This window comes from Candidatus Omnitrophota bacterium, assembly GCA_041653595.1.
Taxonomy (GTDB): domain Bacteria; phylum Omnitrophota; class Gorgyraeia; order Pluralincolimonadales; family Pluralincolimonadaceae; genus Pluralincolimonas.
The window spans coordinates 14,003-29,692 of the sequence record JBAZFB010000002.1 but is presented as its reverse complement, the minus strand read 5'-3'; the positions used below and the strand labels follow the sequence as shown (position 1 = coordinate 29,692).

Here is a 15,690-nt window from a genome sequence, read left to right as displayed (position 1 = left end):
GTTGTATACCCGTTATTCCTTCTTCAGTAACTTTTTATCGACTTTCATGCCGAGGCCCAAACCCATCCCGGTTATGATCTCTTTTATCTCCGCCAGGGATTTCTTACCGAAATTCCTGTACTTGAGCATCTCCGCCTCATTTTTCTGGACGAGTTCTCCGATCGTCTTTATCTTCGCTTCCTTGAGGCAGTTGGCGCTCCTCACGGAAAGCTCGAGCTCCGAGACGGGCATCCTGAGCTTCGTATAGAGCTCTTCGTCGACCTTGATCTCTTCCTCGACTTCCTCTTCCGGAAGTTTCCCGTAATCGAGGAATATCTCGAGGTGTTTCTCGAGTATGTGGGCCGAATATAGCAACGCGTCTTTCGGCGTCACGCTTCCGTTGGTCCATATCTCCAATATGAGCTTGTCGTAATCGGTTATCTGGCCGACGCGGGTATTTTCCACCTCGAAGTTGACCTTCACGATAGGGGTAAATATCGAGTCCACGGGTATGACCCCGATCGGCTGGCCTTCCCTTTTGTTCTTCTCGGCCGGATAATAACCCCTTCCCCTGCCTACTTCCATCTCGACGTGGAACTTGGCGTTCTTCGTCAGCGTGGCGATATGCAGTTCGGGATTAATTATCTCTATCGTCTCGTCATGGATTATGTCCTTGGCCTTCACGTCGCCCTTGCTGTCGGCCTTGATCTCGATGACCTTGGGCTGCCTTGAATGGGAGCGCAGGACGAGTTTTTTGATATTCAGGATTATCTCCGGTATATCTTCCGAGACGCCGGGCACGCTGGAAAACTCGTGGTGGACGGAATCTATCTTGATAGAGGTCACCGCGCTTCCCTCTATCGAGGAAAGCAGCACCCTCCTTAAAGCGTTGCCGAGCGTAGTGCCGTAGCCGCGCTCAAAAGGCTCTGCGGTGAACTTTCCGTAGGTATCCGAATAGCTAGCGTCATCGCAAGCCAACTTCTTTGGCATTTCAAAATCTTTCCAGGCAATACCCATATTATTTTTCTCCTCTTACTTCGAATACAACTCGACTATTAATTGTTCTTGGATGGGGAACCCGATATCTTCTCTGGACGGGAGCTTGACGATCTTTACCTCAAGGCCGTTTGCGTCGACCGCCATCCACTTAGGGATGCCCCTGTCCTTCGTAAGCTCGATGTTGCTCTTTATATGTTTTACGATACCTTCCTTGCTCTCTATCTTTACTGTATCTCCGACCTTGACCGAATACGAAGGTATGTCGGTCCTGCGGCCGTTTATCTTCACATGGCCGTGCGCGATGATCTGGCGCGCGTCGGCGGTGGAATTAGCCAGGCCGGAACGGAACAATGTGTTATCGAACCTTCTCTCAAGTAATTGCAGCAGGATCTCACCGGTGACGCCCTTCGATTTATTCGCCATCTTGAAGTAATTCCTGAACTGCTTCTCAAGGACTCCGTAGATCCTCTTGAGCTTCTGCTTCTCCCTCAGCTGAAGGCCGTAATCGGACAGCTTGATCCTGCCCTGGCCGTGCTGGCCCGGCGCGTACTCGCGGCGGGAGATCCCGCATTTCGGCGTATAGCAGCGCGTGCCTTTGAGGAAAAGCTTGGAGCCCTCCCTCCTGCATAGCCTGCATACGGCATCCTTGTATTTCGCCATTTACTATACTCTCCTTCTCTTCGGCGGCCTGCAGCCGTTGTGTGGAATAGGCGTGACATCTTTTATTAACGATATCGCCAGGCCGGTCGCCTGCAGCGCGCGTATCGCGGATTCGCGTCCGGCGCCGGGGCCTTTTACGTAGACTTCGACTTCCTTTACGCCGTGTTCCATGGCTTTCTTTGCGGCAACTTCCGCAGCCACCTGCGCGGCGAACGGCGTCGACTTCTTCGATCCCGCGAAACCGCTTCCGCCGCTTGACGCCCAGCAGATGGTATTTCCCGACTTATCGCAGATCGTAACGATCGTATTATTGAAAGTCGCCTGGATATGCGCTATCGCGTTCGGTATATTCTTGGCGACTTTCTTCTTTGTCTTTTTCTTCTTAGGCTTATGCTCTTCTTCCTTCTTCTCTTCTACCATATTATGCTCCCGGCTTGGTATCCTTCTTCTTTAAAGTGACCGCCATCCTGCGCGGGCCTTTCCTTGTCCTTGCGTTAGTCTTTGTCCTTTGGCCGCGCACCGGCAGGCCCCTCTTGTGCCTGATCCCCCTGTACGAGCCGATGTCCATCAACCTCTTTATATTCTGCGCGATCTCTCTCCTCAGGTCTCCCTCGACCTTATATTCCTTCTGCAGGATCGTCGTTATGCGCGACACCTCTTCGTCGGTAAGGTCCTTTGCGCGCACATCGGGATTGATGTTCGCCTCCTTGAGGATCTTCCTCGAGAGTGCCCTGCCTATTCCGTAGAGGTAGCAGAGAGAGAACTCTATCTTTTTTTCCTTCGGCAGATCGATACCTAAAATCCTCGGCATTACGTCCTCCTAAATTATCGGCCTAACCCTGGCGCTGCTTGTGTTTCGGGTTAGCGCAGATCACGTAGATTATTCCCCTTCTTTTTACTATCTTGCACTTCTCGCATATCTTCTTTACACTTGAACGGACTTTCATCTTATTTCACCCTGAAAGTTATCCTGCCCCTGGTTAAGTCGTACGGCGAAAGCTCCAGTTTGACCCTGTCACCCGGGAGTATGCGGATGAAGTTCATCCTCATCTTTCCGGAGACGTGGGATAACACTTTATGGCCGTTGTCGAGCTCCACGCGGAACATCGCGTTCGGCAGCGCCTCAAGCACCACGCCCTCTACTTCTATAGCTTCTTCTTTCGCCATTCCGTCAATATCTCCGGACCGTTATCGCCTATATAAACCGTGTGTTCAAAATGGGCCGACAGTTTCCTGTCTTTCGTCACGGCTGTCCACCCGTCCTCCAATATCTCTACCTTGTGCGTCCCGGCGTTGACCATCGGCTCTATCGCGAGAACCATCCCAGCCTTTAATCTCGGCCCTGTGCCCGGCACGCCGTAATTTGGGATCTGCGGATCCTCGTGCATCCTTGTGCCGATGCCGTGCCCTACGAATTCGCGCACAACCGAGAACCCGTTATTCTCGATATATTCCTGGACCGCGCTCGATATATCACAGAGCCTTTTGTCCGGACGGGCATTTTCTATTCCCTTATAAAGGGATTCTTCCGTCACGGTGATGAGCTTCTTTGCCTCTTCGGAGATCCCGCCTACCGGGAACGTCATCGCGGCATCGCCGAAATAACCGTTTAATTTGACACCTATATCCAAGGCGATTATATCGCCTTCTTTCAAGGTCTGTTTCCCCGGGATGCCGTGGACCACGGTCTCATTCACCGACGTGCATATATTCGCCGGAAATCCTTTATATCCCTTAAAGGCGGAAACAGCCCCTCTCGCCTTAATATATACTTCGGCAAGGCTGTCCAATTCTGCCGTCGCCATACCCGGTTTTATCTTCGAACCGAGATATTCCAGGGTATCTGCGACGATCCTGCAGGCCGCTTCGATCTTCTCGACCTCGGCCCCGGACCTTAGCATTATCATCTGCCGCCCTGCCCTATTTTAGATTCTCTTTGACAAAGAGCTTAGACAGGTAATCGTGCGCCTCATCTACGTCGAAATCCCCGGATACGGTCCTGAGCATGCCCTTGCCCTCGTAATAACTTATTATCTCCGGGACCGTCTTGTCGTAGACCTTTATCCTGTTTAAGATCGTATCTTCCTTATCGTCATCCCTCTGGTAAAGCTCGCCGCCGTCCTTATCGCATTTGCCGGCTACCTTCGGGGGTATATTCTTTACGTGGTAATTCTCGCCGCAGATCCTGCAGACCCTCCTTCCGGAGAGCCGCTGTATTATCGTTTCGACCGACGTCTTGAAATAAAGGACCAGGTCGACCGGCCGTTTGAGTTCCGCCAGCGTGGCGTCGAGGGCCTTCGCCTGCGCCGCTGTCCTCGGGAAACCGTCGAGCATGAAACCATTCTCGCAATCCGGTTTCGCGACGCGCTGGGCGACCATCTCTATCACGACATCGTCGGGAACGAGCTCGCCCTTATCCATATAGACCTTCGCCTTCAGGCCTATCGGCGTCTTAGTCTTTACGGCTTCGCGCAAGATATCCCCGGTAGAGATATGCGGAATATTGTATTCCTTAGAAAGAACTTTTGCCTGCGTCCCTTTTCCGGCGCCGGGCGGGCCCAGGAGCACGAGCCTCAACGGCCCCTCGACTTCAACCTGCCCGACTTCATGAAACCGTCATAGTGGCGCATCAAAAGGAACGACTCGATCTGCTTCATCGTATCGAGCATGACACCGACTATGATAAGGAGCGCGGTGCCGCCGAAGAAGCTCGCCACCAAATATGGTATCTGGAGCCATTTCCCGATGAAATCAGGGATCACGGCTATTATCGCCAGGAAAATAGCTCCGGGCAACGTGACGCGGTTTAAAATAAAATTAAAATAATCCTCGGTCGGCCTGCCCGGCCTTACTCCCGGGACGAAACCGCCGTATTTTTTCATGTTATCCGCCAGGTCGCGCGGGTTAAGCGTTACCGCCGTGTAAAAATATGTGAAGAATATGATCAATGCCGCGTAGAATATCGTGTAGACGACGCCGCCGTGCTGCAGGAACGCCAGCATGCTCTTTATCGTCTGGTTGGGTATAAATTGCGCTATCGTCGCGGGAAATAGCAGGATCGACTGGGCGAAGATTATCGGGATGACACCGGCCTGGTTCACCCTCAACGGGAGATATGTGCTCTGGCCGCCCATCACCCTTCTTCCTACGATCCGTTTCGCGTATTGCACCGGGATCCTTCTCTGGGCCTGGGTTATCATTATGACCGCGATGATCACCGCGAAGATCATCACCGCCATGAAGATCAGGGTAAATACGCTCAACTGACCGGCGCCAACGAGGGTGGCGAGGTTATGCATCGCCGTCGGTATCCTCGAAATTATGGACGCGGTTATTATTATGGACATGCCGTTGCCGATGCCGTATTCGGTTATCTGTTCGCCGAGCCACATGATGAAAGCGGTGCCGCTGACCAGGGTCAGGATGGTCACCAGGCGGAAACCCCAGCCCGGGTTCTGGACTATCTGGATACCGATAGTGTTATGGAGGTTCTCGAGCCAGAAACTGGTGAACAACGCCTGTATGGCGCCGATCACGAGGGTCCCGTAACGCGTATACTGGGTTATCATCCTGCGGCCGTGCTCCCCGCCTTCTTTCGCAAGTTTCTCGAAATAAGGGAAAGCGAACGTCAAAAGCTGCATTATGATGGAGCTCGATATATAAGGCATGATGCCGAACGCGAAGATCGTCATCTGGGACATGGCGTTTCCGGTGAAAAGGTCCATTATGTCGAACAGCGACCCGCCCGACCTCTTGGATTCCTGCTCTATAAATTGAGAAAGAGCGTGACCGTCAATACCCGGCGTCGGTATGTACCTGCCGAGGCAGTAGACCGCGAGAAGCGCCACAGTGACGAGGAGCTTCCTTTTTAACTCGGGTATCTTTAATATATTGCCGAACGCCCTGATCATTATTTGGTGATCTCTGCTTTACCGCCAGCTTTTTGTATCTTTTCGGCCGCGCCCGCCGAAAACGAATCCGCTTTTACGGTCAGGGGCTTCGATATCTCGCCGCCGCCCAATATCTTGACCTTAATTTTCGTATTTTTGATGATACCTTCCTTAAGCAACTCCTCGGGAGTGACTATGGAGTTCTCCTTAAAGGACTTAAGGTCCGCGAGGTTTACGATCTGGAACTTTTTCTTGAACCTGTTCGTGAAACCCCTCTTCGGGATCCTTCTTATCAAAGGCATCTGGCCGCCTTCGAACTCCGGATGGATATGGGCGCCGGACCTGGACTTCTGGCCCTTCTGGCCTCTCGTGGAGGTCTTGCCGTGGCCGGAACCCGGGCCCCTGCCTACTATTTTTCTTTTTTTCGTTGCCCCTACCGGGACATGTATCTCACCTAGCTTCACTTAGATCGCTCCTTTTATTCTCTTGCTCTCTTCCCTGTTACTGAGGCTCTTGAGGCCCACGACCGCCGCCTTGATGACGTTTATGGCATTGTCCGAGCCAAATGACTTGGAAAGTATATCCTTTATCCCGGCGGCATCGCAAAGGGCCCTTATCGGACCTCCGGCGATTACTCCGGTACCGGGAGAAGCGGGCTTAAGCAATACCTTACCCGCGCCGTATTTGCCTATCACTTCATGGGGTATGGTCGTTCCGCAAATCTCCACCTGGAACATCCTTCTTCTCGCGTCGACAAGGCCTTTCCTGATAGCCTCAGCCACTTCGTTAGCCTTGCCGTATCCGAATCCGACCTTACCTTTTCCGTCGCCGACGACGAGCAGTGCGGAAAACGACATCTTCTTGCCGCCTTTGGTGACCTTAGCGACGCGGTTAATGCTTAATACTTTTTCGGTTAATTGCTTATCCTGATCTCTGCGTTCTGCCAATTTTTCTCTCCTGGATTACTTTTTTTCGAACCCCTTAGGGCTAAAATTCGAGTCCGGCTTTCCTGGCGGAATCTGCCAGGGCCTTGATCCTGCCGTGATAAAGATACCCGCCCCTGTCGAAGACGACCTTCTTTACGCCTTTTGCCTGGGCCGCTTTCGCGATCATCTCGCCTAAAGCCTGAGCGGCCTTTACGTTCCCGCCGGTCTTGGCCTTTTCCTTAAAACCCTTGTCCATAGTCGACACGCCGCAGATCGTCACGCCGCCGATATCGTCTATGAGCTGGACGCAGATATTGTTTATGCTCCTATGGACGGACATCCTCGGCTTATCTTTAGTGCCGATGATCCTTCTCCTGATCCTATTATGACGCCTCTTCCTGTGGAATTCTTTATTAACAGCCATGGGTATTAACCTACCGCCTTTCCTACTTTTTTCCTCACGTATTCGCCCAAATATCTGATGCCTTTGCCCTTATACGGCTCAGGCGGGAATATATCCCTTATCTCCGCGGCAACCTGTCCGACCTTGTGTTTGTCTATTCCCTTTATGATCAACTGCGTGGGTTTCGGCGCCTCGATAACTATCCCATCAGGGATCGGGAAATCCACCGGATGCGAAAACCCGACCAGTAACACGAGTTTTTTCCCGCTGACCTGGGCCCTGAAACCTACGCCTTGTATCTCAAGTTCTTTTTGATAGCCGCTTGTGACGCCTATGATCATGTTGTTGATGAGCGACCTGGTAAGGCCGTGCAGCGCGCCCGCGCTCTTAAGCGATTCGCTGGCCTCGTGGGGAGCCACTATGACCTGCTCGCCTTTCACTTCGGCCTTGATCGCGGGATGTACCTGCATCGAAAGTTTGCCTTTCGGGCCTTCCACAATCACGGAATCCCCGTTAACGCTGACTTTGACGCCTTTGATTATCTGTATTGGTTTCTTACCTACTCTTGACATTTTTCACCTTTTATCCCCCGAAGCGGGTTTATCCCCTGAGGGGGAATTACCATATATAGCACAATACTTCGCCGCCCACTTTAAGTTCCCGGGCTTCTTTATTGCTTATTACGCCTTTGGAGGTCGATATGACAGCCACGCCGAGCCCGCGCAGTACGATCGGGATCTTGCTATAAGGCGTATATACCCTTAAACCCGGCTTAGATATCTTCCTCACATTCTTTATGACGCTGCGGTTCGATGAATATTTCAGGTAGACACGGACCTTGCGTGACTCTTCGAGCGGTTTGAAGTCGGAGATGTAGCCCTCCCTCTTCATGATCTCGAGGATCTCCTTGTTCATCCTGGACTTCACGACATCCACGTTCTCTTTCTTGGCGCGGGTCGCGTTCCTTATCAGTGTCAAAAAATCAGCTATCGGATCTGTAATGGACATTTCTATTCCTTTTAGATTATTACCAGCTCGCTTTTGTTATACCGGGGATCTCACCCTTCGATGCCAATTCCCTGAAACAGATACGGCAGAGCTCGAACCTGCGCAGATAACCGCCTGATCTGCCGCAGAGACGGCACCTGTTGTATTTCCTAGCCGAGAATTTAGCCGGCCTCTTCCATTTTTCTATCAAAGATTTTTTAGCCATATCCTAACCTTGTTTTTTGAAAGGCATACCGAAAAGACGCAGCATCTCACTCGCCTCGTCATTCGACTTGGCGCTCGTCACGATTATGACATCCATACCCTGGACCCTCGCGACCCTGTCAACCTCTATCTCCGGAAATATCGTCTGCTCGCGCAGGCCGAGGGCGTAATTGCCGGACCCATCAAACGTATCTGCCGGCACGCCGCGGAAGTCCTTGATCCTGGGGAGGGCGATATTGAGCAACCTGTCCAGGAATTCATACATCTTCGCGCCGCGCAGGGTCACTTTGCATCCTATGGGAGAACCCTCTTTTATCTTGAAATTCGCGATAGCCTTTTTGGCGCGCGTTATTACCGGCTTCTGCCCGGTTATGGTAGTGAGGTCGGCAAGCGCCGCTTCGAGTATCTTTATGTCTTCCGCGCCTTTCCCGACCCCCATATTTACGACGATCTTCTTTATACGCGGCACCTGGAAGAGATTCTTGTATCCGAATTTCTTGGTCAGCTGCGGTATCACTTCCTTATGGTAGAAGCCGACGAGCCTGGGTGTAATAGTGGCCGTTTTCATCAGGCAAGCGCCTCCTTGCATTTCATGCATATCCTCGTCTTCTTGCCGTCCTTACCGGCCGCTATCCCGATCCTGACCGGTTTTCCGCATTTGGGGCAGACAGGCATGATATTCGACAGCGCTATCGGGCTCTCTATCTGTATTATCCCGCCCTGCGGATTCTTCTGTGTCTTATGGGCATGTTTCTTCACGAAGTTACGCCCCTCGACTATAGCCTTACCGGTACCGGACAGTATCCTCATGACGCGGCCCGTTTTGCCGTTATCCCTGCCCTTCATTATCATTACCGTGTCGTTCTTCCTTATCCTTATCATCTATATTACCTCTGGAGCTAACGATATTATCTTCGAAAAACCCCTGTCGCGCAGTTCCCTTGCCACCGGGCCGAATATCCTCGTGCCCCTGGGGTTCTTTTGGGTGTCTATTATGACGATCGCGTTGCTGTCGAACCTGAGATAAGAACCGTCGGATCTCCTGGTCGGCGATTTCAGCCTTACCACTACGGCGTTGGCGACCTCGCCCTTCTTTACTATCGCGTCCGGCGTCGACTCCTTTATGTGTATCTTGATTATATCCCCAAGGTCTGCCATTACCTTTCCGTGGCGTCCCAGGACCTGTATCATGGCGGCTTTCTTCGCGCCGGTATTATCGGCTACAACCAATATAGAACGCAACTGTATCATTTCAGTACCTCAACCAATCTCCATCTCTTGTCTTTGGAGATCGGGCGTGTCTCGACTATCTTTACCCTGTCCCCGACCTTCGCCTTCTTTTCCTCGTCGTGGACCTTGAATTTCTTCACCCTGCGGATGGTCCTCTTGTAGGCAGCGTGCTTCGAGAAGGACTCTACCTTCACGACGATGGTGTTCTGCATCTTGTCGCTGGTCACTATCCCTAATAATTCTTTCCTGTTTCCTCTTTCGTTCATATCTTGATATCCTTTTCCCTTATTATGGTCAGTATCCGCGCGATATCCTTCCTCATCTGGCGGATCTGGTCGGGCTTCTCGAGCTTCCCGATCTTAGCCTGCTGGTTCAGCTTGAAAAGCGATTCCGTAAGCAGGCTATATTTCGCTTTAAGCTCCTCCGCCGCCATATTCCTTAATTCCTGTGTTTTTATCGGCATCTTAAGTTAATTCCCCGGGTTATGCGGCCGCTCTGGCCCTGGCCACAAATTTAGTTCTTAAAGGAAGTTTCGAGGAAGCCAGGCGCATCGCCTCTTTGGCTATCGACTCGGGAAGGCCCTCGACCTCGAACAGGATCCTTCCGCGCTTTATTACGGCGACCCAGTGGTCGGTCATGCCCTTTCCTTTACCCATCCTCGTTTCAGCGGGCTTCTTGCTGACCGGCTTGTCCGGGAATATCCTTATCCAGGCCTTGCCGCCGCCTTTAAGGTGGCGCGAGATGACTACCCTTGCCGCCTCTATCTGTGTATTCTTTATCCAGCCGTTCTCGAGGCACTGGAGGCCGTATTCGCCGAATGCTATCGACGAGCCGGTCATCGCTACGCCCTTGCGCCTGCCTCTTTGCGACTTTCTGTATTTTACTCTTTTTGGAAATAACGCCATCTAAATGCTCCTCGTCCCGCGCGTTTTTTGCGGGGCTTGATTAACTTTGCGCGGGCGCCTCGGGCGCCTTACCTGTTCCCTCAGTATCCTCACCCGATGCCTTCGCTATCTCTTTCTTGTCGAGGATATCGCCCTTGTATATCCACGATTTTACGCCTATGAGGCCGTAGGTAGTATGCGCCTCGGTGAAGCCGTAATCTATGTCCGCCCTGAAAGTCTGCAGCGGGACCTTTCCTTCTTTATAACCCTCGGTACGTGACATTTCTGCGCCGCCGAGCCTTCCCGCGCATTTGACCTTTATGCCCTGGGCGCCGGAATTCATCGCCTGCTGGACCGCTTTCTTCATTGCGCGCCTGAAGGCGATGCGCTTCTCCAACTGGAAGGCGATGTTCTCCGCCACAAGCTGTGCATCTATGGAGGGGTTCTTCACCTCTTTTATCTCTATATATATTTCTTTCTTCGTCTTATCCTGGAGGTCGTCGCGCAGGCGGTCGATATCGGCGCCCTTCCTGCCGATTATGATACCGGGCCTGGCGGTATAAATTATAACCTTCGCCTTGTTGCTGGCGCGTTCGATATCAATGGATGATATGCCGGCCGCGGAAAAACTCTTTTTGACGTATTTACGGATATCTAGATCCTCGTGGAGGAAATCGGCATAACCCTTCTTCCTGGCAAACCAACGGGATTTCCAGGTCTTTATGTATCCCAACCTCATTGATATCGGATTTACTTTATGACCCACTAACCCCTCCTATTTCTTCCCCGTTTTTGGCGCGGCGCCTTTGACCCCACCCGTGGCGGGAGTTTTCTTGACCGGCACTTCCATCATGCCCAGTTCAATTATTATGTGGCTGGTCCTCTTGCGTATCATAGTCGCCCTGCCCATAGCCGCGGCTTTATACCGCCTCATTGTGGGGCCGTCATCTGCGGTTATCTTCCAGATGAAAAGCTCATCCTGCTTTACCTTCCCGCCCTGCTTTGCCGAGGCGATCGCTGATTTCAAAGCGCGGATCAGGTAGATGCGGGAACGCTTTTCGATATTCTCTAAAATGCCGAGCGCTGAATTCACGTCCTTGCCCCTGATAACGTCCATGACCTTGCGCATCTTATAAGGGGATGTCTTGATATATTTAGCTACTACTCTTCCTGCTGATACCATCTCTTCCGATTATCCTCTGGTTTAAGTTACAGCCGGCGCTTCTTTAGACTTGACGCCGCCATGCTTCCTGAACGTCCTCGTTGGGGAAAACTCCCCCAGTTTGTGCCCTACCATATTCTCGGTGACAAAGACCGGGATGAACTTGTTCCCGTTATGCACCAGGAAAGTATAACCGATAAATTCCGGGATGACGGTCGACCTTCTTGACCATGTCTTGATGGGCTTCTTGTCGCCCTTCATCTTCTCTATCTTCTTGAGCAGTTTCGGTTCAACAAACGGCCCTTTTTTAGCCGAACGACCCATCTATTATCTCCTCCGCTTAATTATCAATCTGTCAGAATACTTGCCCTTTTTCCTGGTCCTAAAACCCTTGGCAAGCAAACCCTCACGTGAAACCGGATGCGGGTTACCCTGCCCGGACTTGCCTTCGCCGCCGCCGTGCGGATGGTCGTGCGGGTTCATCGCAACGCCTCTTACCGTCGGGCGTATACCCATCCATCTCTTCCTTCCGGCCTTTCCTATCGATATTTTTCCGTGGTCGACGTTGCCGACCTGACCGATCGTCGCATAGCAGTCCAGGTGGATAAGACGTATCTCGCCCGAAGGCAGTTTTATGTTGGCGTACTCGCCTTCCTTCGCCATGAGCTGCGCGCTCGTTCCCGCCGAACGGACGATCTTCGCGCCCATACCTTTGGCCAGCTCGATATTATGTATAAATGTACCTACCGGTATATTCTTTATAGGGAGCGCATTGCCGGGTTTTATATCGGCATCGGGTCCGGACATCACCGCATCTCCTACCTTCAGGTCAACCGGGGCTATGATATACCTGCGCTCCCCGCCCTCATATTCAAGCAGCGCGAGGAAAGCCGACCTGTTCGGATCGTACTCCAGCGCGATGACCTTGGAAGGTACGCCGGCCTTGTCACGCTTAAAATCCACAATCCTGATCATCCTCTTATGGCCGCCGCCCTGGTGGCGTACGGTCACATGGCCGTGGTTATTGCGCCCGGCCTTCTTCCTCTTCGGAAGGAGAAGATTCTTCTCCGGCTCTTTCTTCGTCAACATCGAGAAATCCGACGATGTCATCCACCTTCTCGATTTCGTATATGGTTTATATGTCTTTAGCATTTGCTTTACCTTATGTCGTCACGTCTATCTTGTCGCCCTTGCGCAATGTCACTATCGCCTTCTTCCAATCGGGCGTCTTGCCCGGTTTGAACCTTACCCTGCGCCATTTGCCGGACATTATCATGGTGTTGACGTCTTTCACCTTGACTTTGTATACCAGCTCGATGGCTTTCTTTATCTCCGCCTTATTGGCGTCCTTGTAGACTTCGAAAACATATTTATTAAAAGGCAGCAGCGTCGAACCCTTCTCCGAATGGAGCAATCCTTTCAATATCTTATATTTCCGTATCATTGTTTCACCAGTATTTTAGTGAGGGCGGCAAGCGCCTTCTGGGTCATAACAAGCTTTTGCTGTTTCAGCACTTCGTACGCGTTGAGCGACTTGTAATCCCTCAGCAGGAGGTTGGCTATATTACGGGAAGCCCTGACCACCGTCTCATTTCTTTCTTCCAGCACCAGCAAAGGTTTCTTTTCGGCCTTTAAATTACGCAGTGCTGCGGCGATCTCTTTCGTCTTCGCCTTCTCGAGCTTAATCTCATCAATAACTATCATATTCTTGTCGTTTAATTTCGCGTTAAGGCTCGAGATCAGCGCGAGCCTCTTAACCGACCTTGGCACCTGGTAGGAATAATCCCTCGGATGCGGGCCGAATACTATACCGCCGCCTCTCCACAAAGGAGACCTTATGGTGCCTGCCCTGGCGCGGCCGGTGCCCTTCTGCTTCCAAGGTTTCTTGCCGCCGCCGGAAACGTCCGAACGCGTCTTCGTGGAAGCGGTGCCCTGCCTTTGGTTGGCTTCATACATCCTTATCACCTGGTGAAGTATCGCTTCGTTGACCTCGCCGTTGAATATATCTTTATCGAGTTCGATCTTTCCGACCGATTTACCTTTTATATTATAAATCTCTATTTCTGCCATTATTTCTTCTTAGCCTCTTTCTTTGGGGCCGCTTCCTTCTTCTTGTCTTTCTTCTCCATGGTGAGTACCAGCTGCGGGATCTTGGCCTTGGCGCGTTTCAACGCCTTCTTTATGACCAAAAGGCTGTTAGCAGGCCCGGGGACAGCGCCTTCCACTACAAGGAGGTTATTCTCCGTATCTATCTTTACCACCTCGAGGTTCTGGACGGTCACAGTATCGCCGCCCATTCTCCCGGGCATATGATGACCCCTTATAACCCTACCGGGGGTAGTAGATGAACCTATTGAACCGACCCTGCGGTGCGATGTGGAACCATGCGTCTTCTTTCCGCCCCTCCAGTGCCATCTCTTCATGCCGCCCTGGAACCCTTTACCTATGGAGGTGCCAATGACATCTACGGCATCGCCCGCGGCGAAAACATCGACCTTTACCTGCTGGCCGAGCTCGAACTTCTGGTCGGCTGAAATCCTGATCTCCCTGACGTACCTTTTAGGGGTCACTTTTGTCTTCTTGAATTTTCCCATGTCAGGCTTGCTTACGTTCTTTTCTTTCTTTTCGCCAAAGCCGATCTGGATGGCGTCATATCCGTCTTTGACCTTTGTCTTTATCTGCAGAACATTGCAAGGGCCGGCCTCGATCACGGTGACGGGTATGACCCTCCCGTCATCCCTGAAGACCTGGCTCATTCCTATTTTTTTTCCTAATATTCCTACTGGCATTTTACGGTTACCTGATCCTTTTGTTCATTTACTTTATTTCCACGTCCACACCGGCCGGAAGATCGAGTTTTTTCAAGGCATCGATCGTCTTCGATGTAGGCTCGACGATATCCAAAACGCGCTTGTGCGTCTTGAGCTGGAATTGTTCGCGCGATTTCTTGTCGATATGCGGCGAGCGCAGGACCGTATATACTTCCTTATCCGTCGGAAGGGGTATCGGTCCCAGGACCTTCGCTCCGGTCCTCTTCGCGGTCTCCACTATCTCGGCCGCGGATTGGTCGAGGACCCTGTGGTCGTATGCCCTAAGTTTTATCCTGATCCTGGCTTTCTGGACTGTGGTAGTCATATTTACGCTATAACCTCTGATACCGCTCCCGCGCCTACGGTGTGGCCGCCTTCGCGTATGGCGAAGCGCAAGCCCTTCTCTAAGGCTACGGGGATTATGAGTTCGACTTCGAATGATACGTTATCTCCGGGCATGACCATCTCGACACCCGCGGGCAATGTGGAAACGCCGGTGACATCTGTGGTCCTAAAGTAGAACTGGGGCCTGTATCCGGTAAAGAACGGCGTGTGCCTGCCGCCCTCTTCCTTGGTCAGGATGTAGACCTGGGCCTTGAACTTGGTGTGCGGGGTGATAGAACCCGGCTTGGCCAATACCTGGCCGCGCTCCAGGTCTTTCTTCTCGATGCCCCTTAAGAGGACTCCTGCGTTATCTCCTGCCATGCCCTCATCGAGGAGCTTGCGGAACATCTCGATGCCGGTTACTACTGTCTTACGCGTATCCTTGCGCATACCTACGATCTCGACCTCGTCGTTTACCTTGACGACACCGCGCTCGATGCGTCCGGTGCCGACGGTGCCGCGGCCTGTGATGGAGAATACGTCTTCGATGGCCATCAGGAAGGGTTTATCGGTCTCGCGTTTGGGTTCGGGGATGTAGGTGTCTAATGCTTTAACCAGTTCAAAGATGGGTTTGCAGTTGGGGCAGTCGTCTTTGCCGCAGGCGCAGTTCATGGCGTTTAGGGCCGAGCCGCGGACTATCGGGGTCTTATCCCCGGGGAATTCATACTTGGTGAGGAGTTCTCTTACTTCGAGCTCGACTAAGTCTAAGAGCTCTTTATCGTCGACTACGTCGCATTTGTTCATGAATACGACTATATAGGGGACGCCTACCTGGCGGGCCAGGAGTATATGCTCTCTTGTCTGGGGCATCGGGCCGTCAGGGGCCGATACGACAAGGATAGCTCCGTCCATCTGGGCGGCGCCGGTGATCATGTTCTTTATGTAGTCGGCATGGCCCGGGCAGTCGACGTGGGCGTAATGGCGCTTGTCGGACTGGTATTCTACGTGGGCGATGTTTATCGTGATGCCGCGCTCTTTCTCTTCGGGCGCGTTATCGATAGAATCATAGGCCCTTACCTCGGCCATACCCTTCTTGTTCAAGCACATGGTAATGGCGGCGGTCAATGTCGTCTTGCCGTGGTCTACGTGGCCTATTGTGCCTACGTTAACGTGGGGCTTATTGCGTAAAAATTTTTCCTTTGCCATTGGAT

The 15,690-nt window shown here is 52.1% G+C and carries 29 protein-coding genes and 1 pseudogene; all 30 read right to left on the bottom strand.

The annotated features are described in order from the left end of the window. Positions 1–12: 12 nt before the first annotated feature. Positions 13–996, bottom strand: coding sequence for a DNA-directed RNA polymerase subunit alpha (locus WC317_01135; GenBank protein ID MFA5338735.1), 984 nt, complete (start codon positions 994–996; stop codon positions 13–15). Between the two features lie 15 nt (positions 997–1,011). After that, positions 1,012–1,638, bottom strand: coding sequence for a 30S ribosomal protein S4 (gene rpsD / locus WC317_01130; GenBank protein ID MFA5338734.1), 627 nt, complete (start codon positions 1,636–1,638; stop codon positions 1,012–1,014). A gap of 3 nt (positions 1,639–1,641) precedes the next feature. After that, on the bottom strand, positions 1,642–2,058 hold the full coding sequence (rpsK, locus tag WC317_01125) for a 30S ribosomal protein S11 (GenBank protein ID MFA5338733.1): 417 nt from the start codon (positions 2,056–2,058) through the stop codon (positions 1,642–1,644). A gap of 1 nt (position 2,059) precedes the next feature. Beyond that, positions 2,060–2,449, bottom strand: coding sequence for a 30S ribosomal protein S13 (gene rpsM, locus WC317_01120; protein ID MFA5338732.1), 390 nt, complete (start codon positions 2,447–2,449; stop codon positions 2,060–2,062). 22 nt (positions 2,450–2,471) lie between these two features. After that, positions 2,472–2,585: a 50S ribosomal protein L36 gene (rpmJ, locus tag WC317_01115; GenBank protein ID MFA5338731.1), complete on the bottom strand. Its 114-nt coding sequence runs from the start codon at positions 2,583–2,585 to the stop codon at positions 2,472–2,474. A gap of 1 nt (position 2,586) precedes the next feature. Then, on the bottom strand, positions 2,587–2,805 hold the full coding sequence (gene infA / locus WC317_01110) for a translation initiation factor IF-1 (GenBank protein MFA5338730.1): 219 nt from the start codon (positions 2,803–2,805) through the stop codon (positions 2,587–2,589). After that, positions 2,784–3,545, bottom strand: coding sequence for a type I methionyl aminopeptidase (gene map / locus WC317_01105; GenBank protein ID MFA5338729.1), 762 nt, complete (start codon positions 3,543–3,545; stop codon positions 2,784–2,786). The genes infA and map overlap by 22 nt, the downstream gene beginning before the upstream one ends. A gap of 13 nt (positions 3,546–3,558) precedes the next feature. After that, positions 3,559–4,206 carry an adenylate kinase gene (locus WC317_01100; protein ID MFA5338728.1) on the bottom strand — a complete coding sequence of 216 codons (648 nt, stop codon included), beginning with the start codon at positions 4,204–4,206 and terminating at the stop codon, positions 3,559–3,561. Positions 4,207–4,211: 5 nt separating this feature from the next. Then, entirely contained in the window at positions 4,212–5,549 is a 1,338-nt protein-coding gene (gene secY, locus WC317_01095; GenBank protein ID MFA5338727.1) for a preprotein translocase subunit SecY, read from the bottom strand. Beyond that, positions 5,549–5,992 carry a 50S ribosomal protein L15 gene (gene rplO / locus WC317_01090; protein MFA5338726.1) on the bottom strand — a complete coding sequence of 148 codons (444 nt, stop codon included), beginning with the start codon at positions 5,990–5,992 and terminating at the stop codon, positions 5,549–5,551. Before rplO ends, secY begins: the two co-directional genes overlap by 1 nt. Then, entirely contained in the window at positions 5,993–6,475 is a 483-nt protein-coding gene (gene rpsE, locus WC317_01085) for a 30S ribosomal protein S5 (GenBank protein ID MFA5338725.1), read from the bottom strand. A gap of 40 nt (positions 6,476–6,515) precedes the next feature. After that, complete coding sequence (rplR, locus tag WC317_01080) at positions 6,516–6,878, bottom strand: 50S ribosomal protein L18 (protein MFA5338724.1); 363 nt, start codon at positions 6,876–6,878, stop codon at positions 6,516–6,518. Between the two features lie 5 nt (positions 6,879–6,883). Beyond that, entirely contained in the window at positions 6,884–7,429 is a 546-nt protein-coding gene (rplF, locus tag WC317_01075) for a 50S ribosomal protein L6 (protein MFA5338723.1), read from the bottom strand. A 46-nt stretch (positions 7,430–7,475) separates the two neighbouring features. Continuing rightward, positions 7,476–7,865: a 30S ribosomal protein S8 gene (rpsH, locus tag WC317_01070; GenBank protein ID MFA5338722.1), complete on the bottom strand. Its 390-nt coding sequence runs from the start codon at positions 7,863–7,865 to the stop codon at positions 7,476–7,478. Positions 7,866–7,884: 19 nt separating this feature from the next. Continuing rightward, positions 7,885–8,070 (bottom strand): type Z 30S ribosomal protein S14, encoded by a 186-nt coding sequence (locus WC317_01065; GenBank protein MFA5338721.1) that lies wholly within the window; start codon positions 8,068–8,070, stop codon positions 7,885–7,887. A gap of 3 nt (positions 8,071–8,073) precedes the next feature. After that, positions 8,074–8,622, bottom strand: a complete 549-nt coding sequence (gene rplE, locus WC317_01060; GenBank protein ID MFA5338720.1) for a 50S ribosomal protein L5 — start codon at positions 8,620–8,622, stop codon at positions 8,074–8,076. 14 nt (positions 8,623–8,636) lie between these two features. Then, on the bottom strand, positions 8,637–8,951 hold the full coding sequence (gene rplX, locus WC317_01055; GenBank protein MFA5338719.1) for a 50S ribosomal protein L24: 315 nt from the start codon (positions 8,949–8,951) through the stop codon (positions 8,637–8,639). Next, positions 8,952–9,320 carry a 50S ribosomal protein L14 gene (gene rplN, locus WC317_01050; protein MFA5338718.1) on the bottom strand — a complete coding sequence of 123 codons (369 nt, stop codon included), beginning with the start codon at positions 9,318–9,320 and terminating at the stop codon, positions 8,952–8,954. Continuing rightward, positions 9,317–9,565, bottom strand: a complete 249-nt coding sequence (gene rpsQ, locus WC317_01045; protein MFA5338717.1) for a 30S ribosomal protein S17 — start codon at positions 9,563–9,565, stop codon at positions 9,317–9,319. The genes rplN and rpsQ overlap by 4 nt, the downstream gene beginning before the upstream one ends. Further along, positions 9,562–9,762 carry a 50S ribosomal protein L29 gene (rpmC, locus tag WC317_01040; protein MFA5338716.1) on the bottom strand — a complete coding sequence of 67 codons (201 nt, stop codon included), beginning with the start codon at positions 9,760–9,762 and terminating at the stop codon, positions 9,562–9,564. The genes rpsQ and rpmC overlap by 4 nt, the downstream gene beginning before the upstream one ends. A 19-nt stretch (positions 9,763–9,781) precedes the next feature. After that, on the bottom strand, positions 9,782–10,204 hold the full coding sequence (gene rplP, locus WC317_01035; protein ID MFA5338715.1) for a 50S ribosomal protein L16: 423 nt from the start codon (positions 10,202–10,204) through the stop codon (positions 9,782–9,784). 40 nt (positions 10,205–10,244) lie between these two features. After that, positions 10,245–10,949, bottom strand: coding sequence for a 30S ribosomal protein S3 (gene rpsC / locus WC317_01030; GenBank protein ID MFA5338714.1), 705 nt, complete (start codon positions 10,947–10,949; stop codon positions 10,245–10,247). 9 nt (positions 10,950–10,958) lie between these two features. After that, entirely contained in the window at positions 10,959–11,366 is a 408-nt protein-coding gene (gene rplV, locus WC317_01025) for a 50S ribosomal protein L22 (GenBank protein MFA5338713.1), read from the bottom strand. Between the two features lie 21 nt (positions 11,367–11,387). After that, positions 11,388–11,669 carry a 30S ribosomal protein S19 gene (gene rpsS / locus WC317_01020; protein MFA5338712.1) on the bottom strand — a complete coding sequence of 94 codons (282 nt, stop codon included), beginning with the start codon at positions 11,667–11,669 and terminating at the stop codon, positions 11,388–11,390. 3 nt (positions 11,670–11,672) lie between these two features. After that, positions 11,673–12,497, bottom strand: a complete 825-nt coding sequence (gene rplB / locus WC317_01015) for a 50S ribosomal protein L2 (protein ID MFA5338711.1) — start codon at positions 12,495–12,497, stop codon at positions 11,673–11,675. 10 nt (positions 12,498–12,507) lie between these two features. Further along, positions 12,508–12,789, bottom strand: coding sequence for a 50S ribosomal protein L23 (gene rplW, locus WC317_01010; GenBank protein ID MFA5338710.1), 282 nt, complete (start codon positions 12,787–12,789; stop codon positions 12,508–12,510). Continuing rightward, entirely contained in the window at positions 12,786–13,415 is a 630-nt protein-coding gene (gene rplD / locus WC317_01005) for a 50S ribosomal protein L4 (protein ID MFA5338709.1), read from the bottom strand. Before rplD ends, rplW begins: the two co-directional genes overlap by 4 nt. 95 nt (positions 13,416–13,510) lie before the next feature. Next, a pseudogene (gene rplC / locus WC317_01000) lies at positions 13,511–14,134 on the bottom strand (50S ribosomal protein L3). 28 nt (positions 14,135–14,162) lie between these two features. Beyond that, positions 14,163–14,480 carry a 30S ribosomal protein S10 gene (gene rpsJ / locus WC317_00995; protein ID MFA5338708.1) on the bottom strand — a complete coding sequence of 106 codons (318 nt, stop codon included), beginning with the start codon at positions 14,478–14,480 and terminating at the stop codon, positions 14,163–14,165. A 2-nt stretch (positions 14,481–14,482) separates the two neighbouring features. Further along, the gene (tuf, locus tag WC317_00990) at positions 14,483–15,685 is read right to left on the bottom strand and encodes an elongation factor Tu (protein ID MFA5338707.1); all 1,203 of its coding nucleotides are present in this window, start codon (positions 15,683–15,685) and stop codon (positions 14,483–14,485) included. Positions 15,686–15,690 lie beyond the last annotated feature (5 nt).

Bases quoted from the DNA above. Each gene is read 5' to 3' on its own strand.
- WC317_01135 (MFA5338735.1), bottom strand. From the start codon at position 996: ATGGGTATTGCCTGGAAAGATTTTGAAATGCCAAAGAAGTTGGCTTGC.
- rplB (MFA5338711.1), bottom strand. From the start codon at position 12,497: ATGCTAAAGACATATAAACCATATACGAAATCGAGAAGGTGGATGACA.
- rpsM (MFA5338732.1), bottom strand. From the start codon at position 2,449: ATGCCGAGGATTTTAGGTATCGATCTGCCGAAGGAAAAAAAGATAGAG.
- rplD (MFA5338709.1), bottom strand. From the start codon at position 13,415: ATGGCAGAAATAGAGATTTATAATATAAAAGGTAAATCGGTCGGAAAG.
- rpmJ (MFA5338731.1), bottom strand. From the start codon at position 2,585: ATGAAAGTCCGTTCAAGTGTAAAGAAGATATGCGAGAAGTGCAAGATA.
- secY (MFA5338727.1), bottom strand. From the start codon at position 5,549: ATGATCAGGGCGTTCGGCAATATATTAAAGATACCCGAGTTAAAAAGG.
- rpsH (MFA5338722.1), bottom strand. From the start codon at position 7,865: ATGTCCATTACAGATCCGATAGCTGATTTTTTGACACTGATAAGGAAC.
- rpsS (MFA5338712.1), bottom strand. From the start codon at position 11,669: ATGGGTCGTTCGGCTAAAAAAGGGCCGTTTGTTGAACCGAAACTGCTC.
- rplF (MFA5338723.1), bottom strand. From the start codon at position 7,429: ATGTCAAGAGTAGGTAAGAAACCAATACAGATAATCAAAGGCGTCAAA.
- rpsK (MFA5338733.1), bottom strand. From the start codon at position 2,058: ATGGTAGAAGAGAAGAAGGAAGAAGAGCATAAGCCTAAGAAGAAAAAG.
- rpmC (MFA5338716.1), bottom strand. From the start codon at position 9,762: ATGCCGATAAAAACACAGGAATTAAGGAATATGGCGGCGGAGGAGCTT.
- rpsQ (MFA5338717.1), bottom strand. From the start codon at position 9,565: ATGAACGAAAGAGGAAACAGGAAAGAATTATTAGGGATAGTGACCAGC.
- rplX (MFA5338719.1), bottom strand. From the start codon at position 8,951: ATGATAAGGATAAGGAAGAACGACACGGTAATGATAATGAAGGGCAGG.
- tuf (MFA5338707.1), bottom strand. From the start codon at position 15,685: ATGGCAAAGGAAAAATTTTTACGCAATAAGCCCCACGTTAACGTAGGC.
- map (MFA5338729.1), bottom strand. From the start codon at position 3,545: ATGATAATGCTAAGGTCCGGGGCCGAGGTCGAGAAGATCGAAGCGGCC.
- rpsD (MFA5338734.1), bottom strand. From the start codon at position 1,638: ATGGCGAAATACAAGGATGCCGTATGCAGGCTATGCAGGAGGGAGGGC.
- rplN (MFA5338718.1), bottom strand. From the start codon at position 9,320: ATGATACAGTTGCGTTCTATATTGGTTGTAGCCGATAATACCGGCGCG.
- infA (MFA5338730.1), bottom strand. From the start codon at position 2,805: ATGGCGAAAGAAGAAGCTATAGAAGTAGAGGGCGTGGTGCTTGAGGCG.
- rplR (MFA5338724.1), bottom strand. From the start codon at position 6,878: ATGGCTGTTAATAAAGAATTCCACAGGAAGAGGCGTCATAATAGGATC.
- rplW (MFA5338710.1), bottom strand. From the start codon at position 12,789: ATGATACGGAAATATAAGATATTGAAAGGATTGCTCCATTCGGAGAAG.
- rpsJ (MFA5338708.1), bottom strand. From the start codon at position 14,480: ATGACTACCACAGTCCAGAAAGCCAGGATCAGGATAAAACTTAGGGCA.
- rplP (MFA5338715.1), bottom strand. From the start codon at position 10,204: ATGGCGTTATTTCCAAAAAGAGTAAAATACAGAAAGTCGCAAAGAGGC.
- rplV (MFA5338713.1), bottom strand. From the start codon at position 11,366: ATGGTATCAGCAGGAAGAGTAGTAGCTAAATATATCAAGACATCCCCT.
- WC317_01065 (MFA5338721.1), bottom strand. From the start codon at position 8,070: ATGGCTAAAAAATCTTTGATAGAAAAATGGAAGAGGCCGGCTAAATTC.